We start from the raw sequence: 17,920 nt of genomic DNA on the forward strand, positions 1-17,920 counted from the left end.
TGACCGTTAGGGTTGGGGCATGAAACTGCCTGCCGTTGCTACCGCTTCCGCCCTCCTGTTCAGCCTCGCTGCATGCTCGCAGCGTTCCGATACGGTCGCCCATGATCTGGCGACCGCACCGGCCGATGCCTTCATGGCCGCCATCGCCGCGCATTGCGGCCAGGCCTATGAGGGCCGGGTGGTGGAGGATACGCCGGCACCGACCGGCAAAGACCCGTTCGCCGGCCAGCGCCTGGTCATGCATGTGCGCGGCTGTGCCGATCCCGCCCATGAATTGCGGATTCCTTTCCATGTGGGGGATGACCACTCGCGCACGTGGGTGCTGACCCGCACCGAAAACGGCCTGCGCCTGAAGCACGATCATCGCCATCAGGATGGCAGCGCCGATGCGATCACCCTCTACGGCGGCGACAGCACGCCGCCGGGCACCGCCGGGCGCCAGCAGTTCCCGGCTGACTCCGATTCGGTGGCGATGTTCCGTCGCGCCGACATGTTGGCTTCCACGCACAACACCTGGGCGATGGAGATCGACCCCGACCAGACCTTCGTCTACGAACTGACGCGCCCGGAAGGCCGCCGTTTCCGCGTGAAGTTCGACCTGAGCAAGCCGGTCGACCAACCGCCGCCCCCGTGGGGGGACGAAACGCCGTCCGCGCAATAGTTATCCGCGCCCTTTCCCTCACCGCGTGCCGAAGCGCGCCCGGCAGCCGTTGCTCACCCACACCTGGCCGCGTGCATAGCCCCAGCTGCGGCCCTCCTGGCAGGCGCTGCCGGACAGCTGCTGCTGCAGCACTGGCCGACCCTGGCGCTCATCCCAGTCGCAGGTCTGCGAGCGGTTGTTGTTGCTGCTGCAGGTGATCGAGTAGTTGCTGTTGCCGCCGCCCCAACCGCCACCGCCGCCGCCGCCGCCCCAGCCGCGGGCCTCGGCGAACTCGGCGCGGCAACCGCCACTGACCCAGATCGCGCCATTGCGCACGCCCCATGTGCGCCCTTCGTTGCAGGGGCTGCCGGACAGCTGGCGGACCAGGCGGGCATTGCGCCAGCCGACCGGGCAGCTGCGCTCACGGTTGTTCTGGCTCTCGCAACGGATGGTCTCGCCGGGGCGCCCGTTGTTGCCACCCCAGCCCCCCCCGTTGCCGCCACCCCAGCCGCCACGGGCCTCGACGAATTCGGCGCGGCAGCCGTTGGTGACCCAGATGCTGCCATTGCGGCTGCCCCAGGTGCGGCCCTCGTCGCAGGCGCTTCCGGACAGCTGGCGGACCAGCTGCGCATTGCGCCACCCGGTAGTGCAGACCCGTTCGCGGTTGTTCTGGCTCTCGCAGCGGATCACCCCGTCCTGCGCGGCGGCCGGGGCGGAGGGCAGGGCGAGCGTGGCGATGGTGCCCAGGCTCAGGGTCACGGCCAGGCTGGCCAGGGACAGCGGTTTCATGGCGGCATCCCATACGGTGGCAGGTGCCTGACTATAGGGAAGGGGGCGATCAAGCCGGTGTGACTGGCCGGATTTGCCCCGGCCGGGGCCTCGGCCGCAGAATACGAGGCTTTCCGGCCCCCATCCGGTGCCGGCGTTCTCCAGCGGAGCTTTCCCCCCATGCGTACCCACTTCTGCGGCCTGGTCGACGAGACCCTGATTGGCCAGACTGTCACCCTCGCCGGCTGGACCGACGTGGCCCGTAACCAGGGCGGCGTCTGCTTCATCGATCTCCGCGATCATGAAGGCATCGTGCAGGTGACCGTGGAGGTCGACAACGCCGAAGTGTTCGCCGTGGCCGCGTCGCTGGGTTACGAGGACGTGCTGCAGGTGGAAGGCGTCGTGCGCGCCCGCCACGCGGTCAACGACAAGATGCGCACGGGCAAGGTGGAAGTGATCGCCACCGCCATCACCGTGCTGAACAAGGCCGCGCCGCTGCCGTTCCACGCCCACGAGAACCCGGGCGAGGAAACCCGCCTGAAGTACCGCTACCTGGACCTGCGCCGCCCGGAAATGCAGCGCATGCAGCGCACCCGCATCAAGCTGGTGCAGGCTCTGCGCCGCCACCTGGACGAGAAGGGCTTCCAGGACATCGAAACCCCGATCCTGACCAAGGCCACTCCGGAAGGCGCGCGCGACTTCCTGGTGCCGGCGCGCATGCATCCGGGCGAGTTCTATGCCCTGCCGCAGAGCCCGCAGCTGTTCAAGCAGATCCTGATGGTGGCCGGCTTCGATCGCTACTACCAGATCGCGCGCTGCTTCCGCGACGAAGCCCTGCGTGCCGACCGCCAGCTGGAATTCACCCAGCTGGACATGGAGTTCGCCTTCGTCCGCGAACGCGATGTGCAGGACTTCGTCGAAGACATGATCCGCGCCATCTTCAAGGAAGTGGTCGATGTCCAGCTGGATGCCAGCTTCCCGCGCATGACCTGGGCCGAGGCGATGCGTCGCTACGGTTCGGACAAGCCCGACCTGCGCATCGCGCTGGAACTGGTCGACGTGGCTGAGCTGGTCAAGGACAGTGAGTTCGCGGTGTTCACCGGCCCGGCCAACGATGCCGAAGGCCGCGTCGCCGCGCTGCGCATCCCGGGCGGTGCGTCGCTGAGCCGCAAGCAGATCGACGAGTACGCCGCGCATGCCGCCAAGTACGGTGCCAAGGGCCTGGCCTACATCAAGATCGCCGACAACGGCGAAGTCAGCTCGCCGATCCAGAAGTTCTTCAGCGAGGAATCCTTCGCTGCGCTGGTGGCTCATGTCGGTGCCGGCAACGGCGACATCGTGTTCTTCGGCGCCGGTGGCTACAACAAGGTCTCCGACTTCATGGGCGCCCTGCGCCTGAAGGCCGGCAAGGACTTCGGGCTGGTCGCCGACGGCTGGGCCCCGCTGTGGGTCACCGACTTCCCGATGTTCGAGTGGGACGAGGAAGAACAGCGCTTCGTCGCCCTGCATCATCCCTTCACTGCACCAGCTGTGGACGACATCGCCGACCTGCGCGCCAACGCCCGTACCGCCGTCTCGCGCGGCTACGACATGGTGCTCAACGGCAATGAAATCGGCGGTGGTTCCATCCGTATCCATCGTCCGGACATGCAGAGCGCGGTATTCGAGCTGCTCGGCATCGGTGCCGAAGAGGCCCGCGCCAAGTTCGGCTTCCTGCTCGACGCGCTGAACTACGGCGCGCCGCCGCACGGCGGCATCGCCTTCGGCATCGACCGCATCGCCGCGCTGATGGCCGGCACCGAGTCGATCCGCGACGTCATCCCGTTCCCGAAGACCACCGGTGCGCAGGATCTGATGACCGACGCGCCGTCGCCGATCGTCGACGCGCAGCTGGCCGAAGTGCACATCCAGGTTCGCCCCAAGACCAACTGATCAGGAGATCCAGGCAATGACCGAGTTTGCGTTTTCGCTGGAGTGGGAAAAGCTGGGCAATGAAAGCTCCGAGGCCAACCTGGTCACCGAGCGTGCACGCGTGTTCGGGGGGTGGCTGGTCCGCGTCGGTACCAACCCGGCGGCGATGGCCCTGACCTTCGTCGCCGACGGTGAAGGCCGTTGGGACGGTGAAGACTTCGGCGTCGAGGATTACGAGGACGACGAAGAGGAAGAGTACGACGAGGACGAGGAAGGCGAGGAAGAAGAGGACGAGGACGAAGAGGAATACGAGGAAGAGGACGAGGACGAGGAAGAAGCGGAATCGCCTGAAAAGGCTTGACCCGCGCTTCGCCCTGACGTCAACTTCCTGCATGTATTCGATCCGCCGCGCCACCGTGGACGACGCGCCGACCCTGTCGGCGCTGGCTGCCCGCACGTTCACCGAAACCTTCGGCCATCTGTACCCGCCGCAGGACCTGCAGGCCTTCCTCGAGGAGGCCTACACGGTCGAGCGCCAGCGCGTGATCCTGGCCCACCCCGATTACGCGGTGTGGCTGTTGGAGCTGGACGGGGAGGCGGTCGGCCATGCCGCCGCCGGCCCCTGTGGCCTGCCGCACCCGGACGTGAAGCCCGGTGACGGCGAACTCAAGCGCCTGTACCTGATCAAGACGCAGCAGAGCTGCGGCTGGGGCAGCCGCCTGCTGGAAACCGCGCTGGCCTGGCTGGAGCACGAAGGCCCGCGCACGTTGTGGCTGGGCGTGTGGTCGGAGAACTTCGGCGCACAGCGCTTCTACGCCCGCTACGGATTCGAGAAGGCCGGCGAGTGCCTGTTCCCGGTGGGCGGCACAAACGATCTCGAATTCATCCTGCGCCGCGCACCGCGCTCGGCCTGACGTTCACCGCCGCTTGCTGCGCGCGCGTGTTCAATCACCTCACGTTCCTGCCCCGCTGACCGCCAGGCTGTTTGCATGACTCCCCCCGTATTGCTGCTGCATGGCATCTGGAATGCCCGTGCCTGGGTCGGGCCGCTGGCCTGGCGCCTGCGCGCGCGCGGTTTCCAGGTGCATGCGTTCGGCTATTCCTCGGTGTTCGGTGGCCCCGACGTGGCCGTGCCGCAGCTGCTGGAGCGGCTGGCCGATGCCGGACCGTTGTCGCTGGTCGGCCACAGCCTGGGCGGCTTGCTGGCGCTGGAAGCGCTGCGTCGCAATCCGCAGTTGCCGGTGCAGCGCGTGGTCTGCCTGGGTTCGCCGCTGCGCGGCAGCGGCACCGCGCGCTCGTTGTCCGAGCACGGCTGGGGCCTGGCGCTGGGCCGCAGCAGCGACCTGCTCCTCGATGGCCTGCCGGACTGGGAGGGCAGGGCCGAGGTCGGCCTGATCGCGGGTTCGGTGCCGCACGGGCTGGGCAGCCTGCTGGGGGCGATCGACGATGCCTCCGACGGTACCGTGGCGCTGGCCGAGACCCGCCTGCCGGGCCTGGCCGACCATTGCGTGGTCCGCACCAGCCACAGTGGCCTGGTGGTGTCGCCCGATGCCGCGCGGCAGACCGCGCATTTCCTGCGCCACGGCCAGTTCGACCACAGCCGCGACGCCGCCGCCGCATGATTGAGTGGGTGCGAACCGGCCTGCCTCGGTGGGTGCGAACCGTTGGTTCGCACGCTCTCCGCCGGGCATGACCCGGCGGCATCCCTCCGCCCTAGACACGGTTGCAGCGCCCGATCAGGTAGAATCCGCGCCTTGATCCTGAAGCAGCCAGACGGTAGCACCCATGGGTAGAGGCCCCTCCATCGAAGCCCGCAAGAACGCGTCCGACGCGAAGCGCGGCAAGATTTTCACCAAGATCATCCGCGAGATCGGCGTTGCCGCGCGCGGCGGTGGAGGCGACCCCAACAACAACCCGCGCCTGCGCGTGGCCATGGACAAGGGCCTGGCCGTCAACATGTCCAAGGACGTGATCGAGCGCGCCATCAAGAAGGCCACCGGTGAACTGGAAGGCGTCGACTACGAGGAAATCCGCTACGAGGGCTACGCCCCGGGTGGCGTGGCCGTGATCGTCGACTGCCTGACCGACAACCGCGTGCGCACCGTGGCCGATGTCCGCCATGCGTTCAGCAAGTGCGGCGGCAACATGGGCACCGAGGGCTCGGTGGCCTTCATGTTCAAGCGCCTGGGCGTGCTCAGCTTCGCCCCGGGGGCCGACGAGGAAGCCATCACCGAAGCGGCCATCGAGGCCGGCGCCGATGACATCGTGGTCTACCCGGACGACGGCTCGATCGACGTGGTCACCAGCCCTGACGCGTTCAACGCGGTGAAGGATGCGATGGCCGCCGTCGGCCATGTCGCCGACCATGCCGAGATCACCTTCCGCGCGGACAACGACATCAAGGTCGAGGGCGAGGTCGCCCTGCAGGTCAAGAAGCTGCTGGACATGCTCGAAGACCTGGACGACGTGCAGGACGTGTATTCCAACGCCGAACTTGGCGCCGACGCCTACGCCTGAGCCGTCTTCGACGGCCTGGGCGCGGGCCGTTGAACGGTCACCGCGGACAGCCATGAGCCCATACGCCTGCCAGTGCCTCCCGTTCCGCCCTGCCAGGGGCGCAGCGTGACCCGCATCCTCGGCATCGACCCTGGTTCGCAGCGGACCGGGGTCGGCATCATCGATGTCGATGCCGCCGGGCGCGTCAGCCACGTGCATCACCAGCCGCTGGTGCTGCTGGGCGCCGATGACTTCCCGCAGCGCATGAAGCTGCTGGTGCTGGGCCTGGCCGACCTGTGCCGGGAGTACCAGCCCAATGAAGTGGCCATCGAAAAGGTGTTCATGGCCCGCAATCCCGATTCGGCGCTGAAGCTGGGCCAGGCCCGCGGCGCGGCGATCTCGGCCGTGGTGCTGCGCGACCTGCCGGTGCACGAATACGCCGCCAGCGAGATCAAGCTCGCGGTGGTCGGGCGCGGTGGCGCCGAAAAGCAACAGGTTCAACACATGGTCGGGCTCATGCTCAACCTGAAAACCAAGCTGCAGGCCGACGCGGCCGACGCGTTGGCGGTGGCGATCACCCATGCCCACGTAAGGGCAACGGCCAACCGCCTGGGGCTCAGTGCCCGCCAGGCGTGGGGCCGCAAATGAGGAGCTGCACGCAATGATCGGTCGATTGCGCGGCATCGTCGCCTACAAGGCGCCGCCGTGGCTGGTGGTGGACGTGAACGGTGTGGGCTATGAACTGGAGGCGCCGATGAGCACCTTCTACGACCTGCCCGAACTCGGCCGCGAGGTCACCCTGTATACCCACTATTCGCAGAAGGAAGACAGCGTCTCGCTGTATGGTTTCCTGCGCGAGGGCGAGCGGCGCCTGTTCCGCGACGTGCAGAAGGTCAGCGGCATCGGCGCGAAGATCGCGCTGGCCGTGCTGTCCGGGGTCAGCGTCGAAGAATTCGCGCGCATGGTCCAGGCCGGCGACATCACCGCGCTGACCCGCATCCCGGGCATCGGCAAGAAGACCGCCGAACGCATGGTGCTGGAGCTGCGTGACCGCGCCGCCCAGTTCGGTGCCGGCGGCGCGCTGCCCACCGGCAGTGGTCCGGCGCCGGCCGATCCGCTGTCCGATGCCACCGTGGCCCTGCAGCAGCTGGGCTACAAGCCGGCCGAAGCGGCACGCATGGCCCGCGATGCCTTCAATGAAGGTGACGAAGTGGCCACCGTGATCCGCAAGGCGCTGCAGTCGGCGCTGCGCTGACCTGCTTCCCATCCCTAAACGAACCGCCTGAGCTTCGCCAGGAGTCCCATGTCCAGCAGTCAAACCCCGCACGCAGCTGCCCCCGGCGGCCACGGTCACGCTCCTCCAGCCGGAGGCATGGCGCTGATCATCGGTGCGATCGGCGTGGTCTTCGGCGATATCGGTACCAGCCCGCTGTACACCCTGAAGGAGGCGTTCTCGCCGCACTACGGGCTCAACAGCGACCACGACACCGTGCTGGGGGTGCTGTCGCTGGCATTCTGGGCGCTGAACATCGTGGTTACGCTGAAGTACGTGACCATCATCATGCGCGCCGACAATGACGGCGAGGGCGGCATCATGGCGCTGATGGCGCTGACCCAGCGTACGTTGCGCAACGGGTCGCGCTCGGCTTACGTGGTGGGCATCCTCGGTATCTTCGGTGCCTCGCTGTTCTTCGGTGACGGCGTGATCACCCCGGCGATCTCCGTGCTTGGCGCGGTCGAAGGCCTGGAGGTGGCCGCGCCGGGCCTGCATGCCTTCATCGTGCCGATCACCGTGGTGGTGCTGCTGATGGTATTTGCCGCGCAGCGCTTCGGCACCGAAAAGATCGGCAAGGCGTTCGGCCCGATCACCTCGGTATGGTTCATTTCGCTGGCCGCGATCGGCATCTACAACATCGTCGACGCGCCGGAAGTGCTGAAGGCCTTCAACCCGTGGTGGGCGATCCGCTTCTTCATGGAGCACAGCTGGCACGGCATCTTCATCCTTGGCGCGGTGGTGCTGGCGGTGACCGGCGGCGAGGCGCTGTATGCCGACATGGGCCACTTTGGTGCCAAACCCATCCGCCATGCCTGGTACTTCTTCGTGCTGCCGTGCCTGGTGCTGAACTACCTGGGCCAGGGCGCACTCGTGCTCAACCACCCCGAGGCGCTGAAGAACCCGTTCTTCGAGGCGGTGCCGCCGTGGGCGCTGTACCCGATGATCATCCTGGCCACGATGGCGGCGGTGATCGCATCGCAGTCGGTCATCACTGGCGCGTTCTCGGTCTCGCGCCAGGCCATGCAGCTGGGCTATATCCCGCGCATGCGCATCAAGCACACCTCGCATGACACCATCGGCCAGATCTACATCCCGGGCATCAACTGGGGCATCGCGGTGATGGTGATCGGCCTGGTGCTGGCCTTCCGCAGCTCGTCGAACCTGGCCGTGGCCTACGGCATCTCGGTGTCGGCCACCATGCTGATCGACACCCTGCTGCTGGCCCTGGTGGCGCGCTCGCTGTGGCCCAAGGCCCGCAACTGGATCCTGCCGCTGTGCGTGGTGTTCTTCATCATCGACCTCGGCTTCGTCATCGCCAACGGCGCCAAGCTGCTGCAGGGCGCCTGGTTCCCGGTGGTGCTGGGCATCTTCCTGTTCACCATGATGCGCACCTGGCGCCGTGGCCGCGAACTGCTGCGTGATGAGATCCGCAAGGACGGCATCCGCCTGGACACCTTCCTGCCGGGCCTGATGCTGGCGCCGCCGGTACGCGTGCCGGGCACCGCGGTCTTCCTCACCGCCGACCCGACCGTGGCCCCGCACGCGCTGATGCACAACCTCAAGCACAACAAGGTGCTGCACGAGCGCAACGTGTTCCTGCACGTGGAAACCCTGCCGATCCCATATGCGATGGAAGGGCAGCGGCTGAAGATCGAATCGGTGGGCGACGAGTTCTATCGCGTCTACGTGCGCTTCGGCTTCATGGAGACCCCGGACGTGCCACTGGCGCTGATGCGTTCGTGCGACCACGGCGGCATCTACTTCGACCCGATGGACACCACCTTCTTCGCCAGCCGCGAGACCATCGTCGCCACCGCCAACCGTGGCATGCCGATCTGGCGTGACAAGCTGTTCGCGCTGATGCACAGGAATGCCGCTCCGGCGACCGGGTTCTTCCGGATCCCGGGCAACAGATTGGTGGAACTGGGCGCGCAGGTGGAGATCTAATCTCCACCTGCGCCACGCCCCACGATCTGCTGCGCAAACCGCGGGCCCGCGCGCCAGAAGCTGAGCCCACTCTGCGCTCCAGTTCCATCCACGCGTGGCGTGGATCTACTGTGCCGACCAGCGGTCGGCACCCACGAGAGCAGAATGCCGTTCCGACAGAACGCGGAAAACTGTCGAAGGCGGGGTGGGTCCGGTTGCGGGGCATCCGCGCCATGGATGGCGCGGCTGAGCCCCCCATGGACGGGTTTACGGCGTCCCCGCAACCGGATCCACCCCGCCATTCCCCAGGAAGCCCGCTTCCGCTGTTGCTCTGGATGTTGCCGTTGCCTCTGCGGGTGCCGGGCGCGGCCCGGCCGAAACTCACGCTTTTGCCGCATAATCAGCACATGACCGACGACCGCATCATCGGCGCCGGCGCCACCCGCGAGGATGACGCCGCCGACGCCAGCATCCGCCCCAAGCGCCTGGCCGATTACCTCGGCCAGGTGCCGGTGCGTGAGCAGATGGAAATCTACATCCAGGCGGCCAAGGGACGCGGCGACGCGCTCGACCACGTGCTGATCTTCGGGCCGCCGGGCCTGGGCAAGACCACCCTCAGCCACGTCATCGCCAATGAACTGGGCGTGGCCCTGCGGGTCACCTCCGGCCCGGTGATCGAGAAAGCCGGCGACCTCGCCGCGCTGCTGACCAACCTGCAGCCGCACGACGTGCTGTTCGTGGACGAGATCCACCGCCTGTCGCCGGTGGTCGAGGAAGTGCTGTACCCGGCGATGGAAGACTTCCAGATCGACATCATGATCGGCGAAGGCCCCGCGGCCCGCTCGATCAAGATCGACCTGCCGCCGTTCACCCTGATCGGCGCCACCACCCGCGCCGGCCTGCTGACCGCGCCGCTGCGCGACCGCTTCGGCATCGTCCAGCGCCTGGAGTTCTACAGCGTCGAAGAGCTGACCCGGATCGTGCGCCGCTCGGCCACCATCCTCGGCATCGACTGCACTGCCGATGGTGCCGGCGAGATCGCGCGCCGCGCGCGCGGTACCCCGCGTATCGCCAACCGCCTGCTGCGCCGCGTGCGCGACTACGCACAGGTCAAGGCCGGCGGCCATATCGACGAAGCCGTGGCACAGGCGGCGATGAAAATGCTGAAGGTCGACCCGGAGGGCTTCGACGAGCTTGACCGGCGCCTGCTCAAGACCCTGGTGGACTACTTCGATGGTGGCCCGGTCGGCATCGAATCGCTGGCCGCAGCGCTGTCAGAAGAACGTGGCACGCTGGAAGACGTGGTCGAGCCGTACCTGATCCAGCAGGGCTTCCTGGTGCGTACCGCGCGTGGCCGCATGGCCACCCACAAGGCCTACCGGCACATGGGCCTGAAGCCGAAAAACCCGCCGCAGGACCTGTTCGCGGAGGTTCCCGATGTCGGTTGAGCCGCAATTCAGTTGGCCGACACGCATTTACTGGGAAGATACCGACGCAGGTGGCGTGGTCTACCACGCCCGCTACGTGGCCTTCATGGAACGAGCCCGGACCGAATGGATGCGTGCGCTGGGCTACGGCCAGGAGCGCATGCGCGCCGAGCATGGGATGGTCTTCGCGGTGCGCTCGATGCAGATGGATTTCATCAGGCCGGCACGGCTGGATGACACCCTGCAGGTGAGCGCCCGGCTGGTCCAGCTGAAGAAGGCCAGCATGGTCTTCGACCAGCAGATCCTGCGCGACGGCGAACTGCTGCTGTCGGCCCAGGTCCGAATTGCCGCATTGGAAGCGGCCAGTTTCCGCCCGCGTGGCATGGACGAGGCCGTCCTTGCCGTGCTGCAACCCCACCTCCACCCCGAATCCGAACACTGAGGAACAACGGATGATCGCAACGCTCCTGGCCCTGCAGGCCACGGTCACCGAGGCACTGCCGGCCGACGTCAGCAACGCCGCGACACAGACCCTTGCCCAGGCCACCACCGGCGGCGGCATCAACTACCTCGAACTGATGGCCAAGGCCAGCCTGCCGGTGAAGATCATCGTGCTGCTGCTGCTGGTCGGCTCGTTCGTCAGCTGGGTGATCATTTTCCGCAAGGCCCGCGTGTTCAAGCAGGCCACCCGCGAAGCCGACGAGTTCGAGAACCGCTTCTGGTCCGGCGCCGACCTGGGCAAGCTGTACAGCTCGGCCACCGACCGCAGCCGCAATGTCGGCGGCCTGGAAGCCATTTTTGAAGCCGGTTTCCGCGAGTACACCCGCCTGCGTGACAAGCGCCGCCTGGATGGCCGTGCGCAGCTGGAAGGCGCGCAGCGCGCCATGCGCACCACCTACACCCGCGAAGTGGACCAGCTCGAGCGCAACCTGGAGCTGCTGGCCAACATCGGCTCGACCGCCCCGTACGTGGGCCTGGTCGGTACCGTGTTCGGCATCATGGTGACCATGCACGACATGATCAGCAGTGGCGCGCAGGCCGGCATCGCCGCCGTCGCGCCGGGCATCTCCGAAGCGCTGTTCGCCACCGCCATCGGCCTGTTCGTGGCGATCCCGGCGGTGTGGGCCTACAACCGCTTCACCACCCGCGTAGAGCGCATGTCGGTGCGGTTCGAGACCTTCGCCGAAGAGTTCAGCTCCATCCTGCAGCGCCAGAGCGCTGGCGACGAGTAAGCGCCTGACCCGGGAGTCCAAGCCATGTCCGCTGCCATCGGTCGCCGCAAGCGCCGCAAGCTGAAATCGGAAATCAACGTCGTCCCCTATATCGACGTCATGCTGGTGCTGCTGATCATCTTCATGGTCACCGCACCGCTGCTCACCCTGAGCTTCGACGTGGACCTGCCGCAGTCCAACGCCAAGGCGCTGGAGAGCAAACAGGACCCGGTGATCGTCTCGGTGCGCCAGGACGGCCAGCTCAGCCTGAAGCTGCCCGACGCCAAGGAACCGACCGCCGTGTCGGCCGAGGAACTGGAAGGCCGCCTGGCCGGCATCGCCGCCCAGGACAAGGGCGTGCGCGTGATCGTCGCCGCCGACCGCTCCGTGGCCTATGAACAGGTCATCGCCGCGATGGATGTGATCAAGCGCGCCAAGGTAGACAAGGTAGGCCTGGCCACCGATGCACGCTGACGCCCTGCCACCTCCGCATCAGCGCGAACCCGGCTGGGGCCTGCCCCTGGCGCTGGCGTTGCTGGTGCACCTGCTGGTCGCGCTGGTGTTCATCGTGGCCTGGTTCTGGTCGCCTGAGCGCAACACCGATGCTGCCGCCGGCGACCCGTCGGTCGAGGCCAGCCTGGCGCTGTCGGCGTCCGAGGCCTCCGCCGCACGCCAGGCCCTGCGCCAGTCGGAGAAGCTGGAGGACCTGCCGCCGCCGGTCGCCGAGCCGATCCCGGTGCCGGAAGACACCATTCCGCCGCCGCAGCCGATTCCCGAACCGCGCCCGCAGGATGCCCCTACGCCCCAGCAGCAACAGGCGCAGGAGCGTGTCGCGCAGCCGGACACCAAGGACCAGGAAGCGGTGAGCGCGCTGGCCATCTCGCAGGAGAAGGCCAAGCAGGAACAGGAAGCCAAGCGCCGCCAGGAGCAGATCGACCTGACCGAACGCAAGCGCCAGGAAGAAGCGGAGCAGAAGCTGCGCCTGGCCAAGCAGCAGGAAGCGGACGAGAAGAAGAAGCAGGCCGAGCAGGAGCGCGTGGCCGCTGACAAGGCCGAGGCCGAGAAGCAGAAGAAGATCGCCGAGATCCGCGCCCGCCGCGAGCAGGCCGAGAAGGAGGCCAAGCTGGCCGAGCAGAAGCTGCGCCAGGTCGCCGCCGCGCGCAATGCCGCCGGTAGTGCCGCCGCCGGTGCCAGCGGTGCGTCCCAGCCGGCTGCCGGTGGCGGTGGCAACAGCGACGATCTTTCGGCCAAATACGCGGCCGCGATCCAGGCCAAGGTCCTGTCGCAGTGGGTGCGCCCGGACACGGTGCCGCTGGGCCAGCGTTGCCAGATCACCATCACCCAGATTCCAGGGGGCACGGTGATGCAGGCCAAGGTCAGCCCGAACTGCCCGTACGACGAAGCCGGCAGGCGATCGATCGAGGCCGCCGTGCTCAACGCGCAACCGTTGCCCTACCGCGGGTTCGAGTCGGTGTTCGCGCGTACGCTCAACTTCACCTTTACCGCCCAGGATCGCTGAGGCGGGCGGGGCAGGGTGGCCTCGGGCCACCTGCGCCCACGGATGTCGCGCTTGCCTCTGGCAGGCCTGGTTTCGGCCGGGCAGGCTGTAGGCGGCTGTCGAACACCGCCCCATAGGGCGGCGTGACCGGGGCAGGCAGGTGCGATGTTAGCCACGACGTTAACGGTGCGTGAGAGGACGGGCTGGAACTGACCCGGAATTCACGTACCCTTGGTTCATGATTGCGAAGCGGTTCACTCCCGCTTTGTTATCCCTCGTTCCGGTTTCCCCCTATTGAGCGCTCCATGAAAAAGATGCCTCGCTGGCTTGCCGTGTTTGCGGCCCTGTTGCTGCCCTTCGCTGCCGTTGCGCAGCAGAGGGGACTGGATATCGACATCATCGGCGGCAATGCCTCCGCCCTGCCGATCACCATCGTGCCGATGCCCTACCAGGGTTCGTCGGCCGCTCCGCAGACCGACGTCGCCGGCGTGGTCCGCGCCGACCTGGAGCGTTCGGGCCAGTTCCGCACGCTGCCGGAAGCGCAGATCGTCGAGAAGCCCGTGCGTGGCGGTGAGATCCAGTTCGCCACCTGGCGCGCGCTGAAGCAGAACTACATCGTGGTCGGCCGCGTGCTCGACGCCGGTGCCGGCGCCTATCGCGTCGAGTACGAACTGTTCGACGTGCCCAAGGGCGAGCGCCTGCTGGGCCTGGCGATGACCGCCCGTGGCAATGCCATGCGCGATGTCGCCCACCAGATGGCCGATGCCATCTACGAGAAGATCACCGGCATCCGCGGCGCCTTCTGGACCCGCATCGCCTACGTCACGGCCAGCGGCAAGGGCGACGCCATGCGCTATGCGCTGATGGTGGCCGACTCCGATGGCTACAACCCGCAGACGATCGTGCGTTCGGCCGAGCCGCTGCTGTCGCCTTCTTGGAGCCCGGATGGCAGCAAGCTGGCCTACGTCAGCTTCGAGCGTGGCAATTCGGCGATCTACATCCAGAACATCGGCACCGGCGCGCGCGAGCTGGTCACCAGCTTCCGTGGCATCAACAGTGCCCCGGCGTTCTCGCCGGACGGCCGCAAGCTGGCCCTGACCCTGTCGCGTTCGGGGAACCCGGAAATCTACGTGATGGACCTGGGCAGCAAGCAGCTGACCCAGCTGACCAACCACTTCGCCATCGATACCGAGCCGACCTGGGCGCCGGACGGCAGCGCGGTGTACTTCACTTCCGACCGCGGCGGCCGTCCGCAGGTCTACAAGGTGGGTGCGGGCGGCGGCAGTGCCGAGCGCGTGACCTTCCAGGGCAACTACAATGCCAAGCCCTCGGTGTCGTACGATGGCAAGAAGATCGCCGTCGCCCAGGGCTCCGGCAACAGCTACAAGATCGCGATGATGGACAGCTCGCTGGGTTCGCCCCGCTGGAGCACGCTGTCCCCGGGTTCGCTGGATGAATCTCCGAGCTTTGCGCCCAACGCAAGCATGGTGTTGTACGCCGCCCGCGAGGGTGGCCGTGGCGTGCTGTACGCCGTTTCCGCCGATGCGCGCGTGCGCCAGCGGTTGGTTCTGGCTGACGGAGATGTGCGCGAACCGGCATGGTCCCCATACCGTACCCAGCGCTAAAAGAGTGTTAATATTTTCGCTGTCTTGAACCCCTCATCGGCCTAGGAGCCACAAAGGTATCGCCATGAACAAGTCCACCCGCGTTCTGCTTGTTTCCCTGCTGTCTGTGGCCGTCCTGGCCGGTTGCTCGAAGAAGGTGAAGGAAGAGCCGGCAGCCCCGGTCGACACCGGCACCTCGACCACCACCCCGACCGGTCCGTCGACCTCCGGCCTGTATGGCCCGGGCGACCTGGACACCGACGCTTGCCTGCGCCAGCGCGTTGTCTACTTCGACCTGGACAAGGAAGACGTGAAGCCGGAATTCCAGGCCATCATGGCGTGCCACGCCAAGTACCTGCGTGACCGTCCGTCCTCGCGCATCACCCTGCAGGGCCACACCGACGAGCGCGGTTCGCGCGCGTACAACCAGGCCCTGGGTGAGCGTCGTGGCAACGGCGTCAACTCGGCCCTGCAGGCCAACGGTGGCTCGGCTTCGCAGCTGACCGTCGTGTCCTACGGTGAAGAGCGTCCGGTCTGCACCGAGTCGAACGAGTCCTGCTGGTCGCAGAACCGTCGCGTCGAAATCGTCTACACCGCGCAGTAATCCATGCGTATTGGCATCAAACTGATGCTGGTCGTTGCGGCAGCCCTCGTGGCTGCCGCACCGGCGCATGCACAGCGACAGAGCCTGGCCGACCGTGTCGGCGCGCTCGAGCAGCAGATGTACAACAACAGTGCCAACCAGGACCTGTTGAACCAGATCAATCAGCTGCGGCAGCAGGTCACCAGCCTGCAGGCCTCGATCGAGCAGTTGCAGCACGACAACGCCCAGCTCAAGCAGTCCGCCCAGGACCAGTACCTGGATCTGGACAGCCGCCTGAACCGGTTGGAAGGGGGCAATGCCGCCCCGGCCCTGCCGCCCGTTCCGGCGAGCGCGCCGAAGGCCGCACCGGCTCCGGCAAAACCCGCAGCGGCGGCCACTTCCGAGCGGCCGCCTTCCGTCCATGGTGATGCCGGCAGCCTTGCCGCTACCGGTGACGAGCGCACCTCCTACAACGTCGCCTTCGATTCGCTGAAGGCCGGCAAGTACGATGATTCGGCCCAGCTGTTCCTGAGCTTCCTGCAGCTGTACCCGAACGGCGTGTACGCGCCGAACGCGCTGTACTGGCTGGGCGAGAGCTACTACGCCACGCGCAATTTCCCGATGGCCGAGGCCCAGTTCCGTGAACTGCTCTCGCGCTATCCGACCCACGACAAGGCCGCTGGCGGCCTGCTCAAGGTTGGCCTCTCGCAGTATGGCGAGGGCAAGGTCGACCAGGCCCAGCAGACGCTGGAGACCGTCGTGGCGCAGTACCCGGGCTCGGACGCCGCGCGTACCGCGCAGGACCGCCTGCAGTCCATCCGTCTCGGCAAGCAGATCCGCTGATCCGCTGACCCGGCGTACAATATGTGTCCCGTAGAGCCGAGCCCACGCTCGGCTGCTTTCGTTTCCGGATCGGCACCCCGCCTGGATCCGGCAACACCGGGCCATGCCCGGACCGGTTGTTTTCTGTAGCGCCGAGCCATGCTCGGCTGCTTTCGTTACCGGCCACGGTAGCCCACCCGCCACGTGTCCCACCAAGAAGTACCCGCCATGACCGCCGTTACCCCGTCCAGCGCCGCCGCCACGCCCAGTGAGATCGTGCAGTCGCCCCTGCCACGGCTGAAGATCACCGAGATCTTCACCTCGCTGCAGGGCGAAGCCGATACCGCCGGTTGGCCGACCGTGTTCGTGCGCCTGACCGGCTGCCCGCTGCGCTGCCAGTACTGCGACACCGCCTATGCCTTCCACGGCGGCACCTGGTGGGATATCGACGACATCGTGGCCGAGGTGCTGGCCCAGGGCGTACGCCACGTCTGCGTGACCGGTGGTGAGCCGCTGGCACAGAAGCGCTGCCTGGTGCTGTTGCAGAAGCTGTGCGACGCCGGCATGGACGTCTCGCTGGAAACCTCTGGCGCGCTGGATGTCAGCGCGGTGGACCCGCGTGTGTCGCGCGTGGTCGACATCAAGACGCCAGGCTCGGCCGAAGCCGCCCGCAACCGCCTGGAAAACCTGCCGCTGCTGACCGCCCGCGACCAGATCAAGTTCGTCATCTGCAACCGTGAGGATTACGACTGGGCCAAGGCCATGGTCGTCGAGCACGACCTGGTGAAGCGTTGCACCGTGTTCTTCTCGCCCAGCAAGGGCGAGATCACCGCGCGCGAGCTGGCCGACTGGATCGTCGAGGACCGGCTGCCGGTGCGCTTCCAGATGCAGTTGCATAAAATCCTGTGGAACGACGAGCCGGGCCGATGAGCCCGCGCAGTGTTCCCTGATGTAGCTCCGGCGCGGGACAGCGTGCTGGCTTTCCCCTCCCAACCGGACGTTTTCCCATGAAGAAGGCAGTCGTGCTTCTCTCCGGCGGCATGGATTCAGCCGCCGTCATCGCCATGGCCCAGGAACAGGGCTTCGCCGTGCATGCCCTGAGCGTGCGCTACGGCCAGCGCCATACCTCCGAACTGGATGCCGCCGCCCGCGTGGCGAAGGCCCAGGGCGTGGTCGCGCACAAGACCGTGGATGTGGACCTGCGCAGCATCGGCGGCTCGGCGCTGACCGACGACATCGACGTACCCGAGGCCGGCGGCGACGGCATTCCGGTCACCTACGTGCCGGCGCGCAACACCATCATGCTTTCGCTGGCGCTGGGCTGGGCCGAAGTACTCGGCGCCAACGACATTTTCTGCGGCGTCAATGCCGTGGACTACTCCGGCTACCCGGACTGCCGCCCCGAGTTCGTGGCCGCGTTCCAGGCGCTGGCCAACCTGGCCACCAAGTCGGGCGTGGAAGGCGCAGGCATCAAGGTACACGCACCGCTGCAGTTCCTCAGCAAGGGCCAGATCGTCAGCGAAGGCGTGCGCCTGGGCGTCGACTTCGGCCTGACCGTGTCCTGCTACAACGCCGACGCCAATGGCGCCGCCTGCGGCCACTGCGATGCCTGCCGCCTGCGTGCGCAAGGCTTCGCCGAAGCCGGCGTGGCCGACCCGACGCTGTATGCGTGAGGTGATGGGGGGCGATGCCCCCAATGGTGGGTGCCAACCTTGGTTGGCACGGTGCGCCGGGCATGGCCCGGCACGGCCGGGGAGG

20 protein-coding genes are annotated in these 17,920 nt (G+C 67.1%); 19 read left to right on the top strand and 1 reads right to left on the bottom strand.

The window, feature by feature from the left end:
• The first annotated feature begins 19 nt into the window (after positions 1–19).
• The gene (locus V3B30_RS21605) at positions 20–661 is read left to right on the top strand and encodes a hypothetical protein (RefSeq protein ID WP_262082894.1); all 642 of its coding nucleotides are present in this window, start codon (positions 20–22) and stop codon (positions 659–661) included.
• 18 nt (positions 662–679) lie between these two features.
• On the opposite strand, the gene V3B30_RS21610 is transcribed toward V3B30_RS21605, so the two are convergent.
• Positions 680–1,429, bottom strand: coding sequence for a DUF3011 domain-containing protein (locus tag V3B30_RS21610; protein WP_262082893.1), 750 nt, complete (start codon positions 1,427–1,429; stop codon positions 680–682).
• Positions 1,430–1,588: 159 nt separating this feature from the next.
• Between V3B30_RS21610 and aspS the strand changes: the two genes are divergently transcribed.
• From aspS to queC, 18 genes are all read left to right on the top strand, one after another.
• On the top strand, positions 1,589–3,340 hold the full coding sequence (gene aspS, locus V3B30_RS21615) for an aspartate--tRNA ligase (protein WP_100473689.1): 1,752 nt from the start codon (positions 1,589–1,591) through the stop codon (positions 3,338–3,340).
• Between the two features lie 16 nt (positions 3,341–3,356).
• On the top strand, positions 3,357–3,680 hold the full coding sequence (locus tag V3B30_RS21620) for a DNA primase (RefSeq protein WP_262082892.1): 324 nt from the start codon (positions 3,357–3,359) through the stop codon (positions 3,678–3,680).
• A gap of 31 nt (positions 3,681–3,711) precedes the next feature.
• Entirely contained in the window at positions 3,712–4,233 is a 522-nt protein-coding gene (locus tag V3B30_RS21625; RefSeq protein WP_262082891.1) for a GNAT family N-acetyltransferase, read from the top strand.
• Positions 4,234–4,308: 75 nt separating this feature from the next.
• Positions 4,309–4,941 (top strand): alpha/beta fold hydrolase, encoded by a 633-nt coding sequence (locus tag V3B30_RS21630; protein ID WP_100473686.1) that lies wholly within the window; start codon positions 4,309–4,311, stop codon positions 4,939–4,941.
• 163 nt (positions 4,942–5,104) lie between these two features.
• Positions 5,105–5,836 carry a YebC/PmpR family DNA-binding transcriptional regulator gene (locus V3B30_RS21635; protein ID WP_100473685.1) on the top strand — a complete coding sequence of 244 codons (732 nt, stop codon included), beginning with the start codon at positions 5,105–5,107 and terminating at the stop codon, positions 5,834–5,836.
• A gap of 105 nt (positions 5,837–5,941) precedes the next feature.
• Positions 5,942–6,463: a crossover junction endodeoxyribonuclease RuvC gene (gene ruvC / locus V3B30_RS21640; RefSeq protein ID WP_008268142.1), complete on the top strand. Its 522-nt coding sequence runs from the start codon at positions 5,942–5,944 to the stop codon at positions 6,461–6,463.
• Between the two features lie 13 nt (positions 6,464–6,476).
• Positions 6,477–7,070 (top strand): Holliday junction branch migration protein RuvA, encoded by a 594-nt coding sequence (ruvA, locus tag V3B30_RS21645; protein ID WP_014648163.1) that lies wholly within the window; start codon positions 6,477–6,479, stop codon positions 7,068–7,070.
• A 117-nt stretch (positions 7,071–7,187) separates the two neighbouring features.
• On the top strand, positions 7,188–9,038 hold the full coding sequence (locus V3B30_RS21650; protein ID WP_168356094.1) for a potassium transporter Kup: 1,851 nt from the start codon (positions 7,188–7,190) through the stop codon (positions 9,036–9,038).
• 386 nt (positions 9,039–9,424) lie between these two features.
• Positions 9,425–10,465 (top strand): Holliday junction branch migration DNA helicase RuvB, encoded by a 1,041-nt coding sequence (ruvB, locus tag V3B30_RS21655; RefSeq protein ID WP_262082890.1) that lies wholly within the window; start codon positions 9,425–9,427, stop codon positions 10,463–10,465.
• Positions 10,455–10,886: a tol-pal system-associated acyl-CoA thioesterase gene (gene ybgC, locus V3B30_RS21660; RefSeq protein WP_262082889.1), complete on the top strand. Its 432-nt coding sequence runs from the start codon at positions 10,455–10,457 to the stop codon at positions 10,884–10,886. Before ruvB ends, ybgC begins: the two co-directional genes overlap by 11 nt.
• Before the next feature lie 10 nt (positions 10,887–10,896).
• Positions 10,897–11,676 carry a protein TolQ gene (tolQ, locus tag V3B30_RS21665; protein WP_006438802.1) on the top strand — a complete coding sequence of 260 codons (780 nt, stop codon included), beginning with the start codon at positions 10,897–10,899 and terminating at the stop codon, positions 11,674–11,676.
• Between the two features lie 24 nt (positions 11,677–11,700).
• Entirely contained in the window at positions 11,701–12,129 is a 429-nt protein-coding gene (gene tolR, locus V3B30_RS21670) for a protein TolR (RefSeq protein WP_262082888.1), read from the top strand.
• The gene (gene tolA, locus V3B30_RS21675; protein ID WP_262082887.1) at positions 12,119–13,174 is read left to right on the top strand and encodes a cell envelope integrity protein TolA; all 1,056 of its coding nucleotides are present in this window, start codon (positions 12,119–12,121) and stop codon (positions 13,172–13,174) included. The genes tolR and tolA overlap by 11 nt, the downstream gene beginning before the upstream one ends.
• A 284-nt stretch (positions 13,175–13,458) precedes the next feature.
• Positions 13,459–14,778, top strand: a complete 1,320-nt coding sequence (tolB, locus tag V3B30_RS21680; protein ID WP_262082886.1) for a Tol-Pal system beta propeller repeat protein TolB — start codon at positions 13,459–13,461, stop codon at positions 14,776–14,778.
• Between the two features lie 64 nt (positions 14,779–14,842).
• Positions 14,843–15,361 (top strand): peptidoglycan-associated lipoprotein Pal, encoded by a 519-nt coding sequence (pal, locus tag V3B30_RS21685; protein ID WP_005410748.1) that lies wholly within the window; start codon positions 14,843–14,845, stop codon positions 15,359–15,361.
• A gap of 3 nt (positions 15,362–15,364) precedes the next feature.
• Positions 15,365–16,183, top strand: a complete 819-nt coding sequence (gene ybgF / locus V3B30_RS21690) for a tol-pal system protein YbgF (RefSeq protein WP_262082885.1) — start codon at positions 15,365–15,367, stop codon at positions 16,181–16,183.
• A gap of 207 nt (positions 16,184–16,390) precedes the next feature.
• On the top strand, positions 16,391–17,092 hold the full coding sequence (gene queE, locus V3B30_RS21695; RefSeq protein ID WP_100473677.1) for a 7-carboxy-7-deazaguanine synthase QueE: 702 nt from the start codon (positions 16,391–16,393) through the stop codon (positions 17,090–17,092).
• 77 nt (positions 17,093–17,169) lie between these two features.
• A complete protein-coding gene (queC, locus tag V3B30_RS21700; RefSeq protein ID WP_100473676.1) occupies positions 17,170–17,835 on the top strand; it encodes a 7-cyano-7-deazaguanine synthase QueC in 666 nt (221 codons plus the stop codon).
• Positions 17,836–17,920: the final 85 nt, after the last annotated feature.

It is taken from the genome of Stenotrophomonas sp. SMYL41, from assembly GCF_036319965.1.
GTDB lineage: Bacteria > Pseudomonadota > Gammaproteobacteria > Xanthomonadales > Xanthomonadaceae > Stenotrophomonas > Stenotrophomonas maltophilia_R.

Bases quoted from the DNA above. Each gene is read 5' to 3' on its own strand.
- V3B30_RS21650 (WP_168356094.1), top strand. From the start codon at position 7,188: ATGGCGCTGATCATCGGTGCGATCGGCGTGGTCTTCGGCGATATCGGT.
- tolR (WP_262082888.1), top strand. From the start codon at position 11,701: ATGTCCGCTGCCATCGGTCGCCGCAAGCGCCGCAAGCTGAAATCGGAA.
- queE (WP_100473677.1), top strand. From the start codon at position 16,391: ATGACCGCCGTTACCCCGTCCAGCGCCGCCGCCACGCCCAGTGAGATC.
- aspS (WP_100473689.1), top strand. From the start codon at position 1,589: ATGCGTACCCACTTCTGCGGCCTGGTCGACGAGACCCTGATTGGCCAG.
- V3B30_RS21630 (WP_100473686.1), top strand. From the start codon at position 4,309: ATGACTCCCCCCGTATTGCTGCTGCATGGCATCTGGAATGCCCGTGCC.
- tolA (WP_262082887.1), top strand. From the start codon at position 12,119: ATGCACGCTGACGCCCTGCCACCTCCGCATCAGCGCGAACCCGGCTGG.
- V3B30_RS21605 (WP_262082894.1), top strand. From the start codon at position 20: ATGAAACTGCCTGCCGTTGCTACCGCTTCCGCCCTCCTGTTCAGCCTC.
- pal (WP_005410748.1), top strand. From the start codon at position 14,843: ATGAACAAGTCCACCCGCGTTCTGCTTGTTTCCCTGCTGTCTGTGGCC.
- queC (WP_100473676.1), top strand. From the start codon at position 17,170: ATGAAGAAGGCAGTCGTGCTTCTCTCCGGCGGCATGGATTCAGCCGCC.
- ybgF (WP_262082885.1), top strand. From the start codon at position 15,365: ATGCGTATTGGCATCAAACTGATGCTGGTCGTTGCGGCAGCCCTCGTG.
- ybgC (WP_262082889.1), top strand. From the start codon at position 10,455: ATGTCGGTTGAGCCGCAATTCAGTTGGCCGACACGCATTTACTGGGAA.
- V3B30_RS21635 (WP_100473685.1), top strand. From the start codon at position 5,105: ATGGGTAGAGGCCCCTCCATCGAAGCCCGCAAGAACGCGTCCGACGCG.
- V3B30_RS21610 (WP_262082893.1), bottom strand. From the start codon at position 1,429: ATGAAACCGCTGTCCCTGGCCAGCCTGGCCGTGACCCTGAGCCTGGGC.
- ruvA (WP_014648163.1), top strand. From the start codon at position 6,477: ATGATCGGTCGATTGCGCGGCATCGTCGCCTACAAGGCGCCGCCGTGG.
- ruvB (WP_262082890.1), top strand. From the start codon at position 9,425: ATGACCGACGACCGCATCATCGGCGCCGGCGCCACCCGCGAGGATGAC.
- tolB (WP_262082886.1), top strand. From the start codon at position 13,459: ATGAAAAAGATGCCTCGCTGGCTTGCCGTGTTTGCGGCCCTGTTGCTG.
- V3B30_RS21620 (WP_262082892.1), top strand. From the start codon at position 3,357: ATGACCGAGTTTGCGTTTTCGCTGGAGTGGGAAAAGCTGGGCAATGAA.
- tolQ (WP_006438802.1), top strand. From the start codon at position 10,897: ATGATCGCAACGCTCCTGGCCCTGCAGGCCACGGTCACCGAGGCACTG.
- V3B30_RS21625 (WP_262082891.1), top strand. From the start codon at position 3,712: ATGTATTCGATCCGCCGCGCCACCGTGGACGACGCGCCGACCCTGTCG.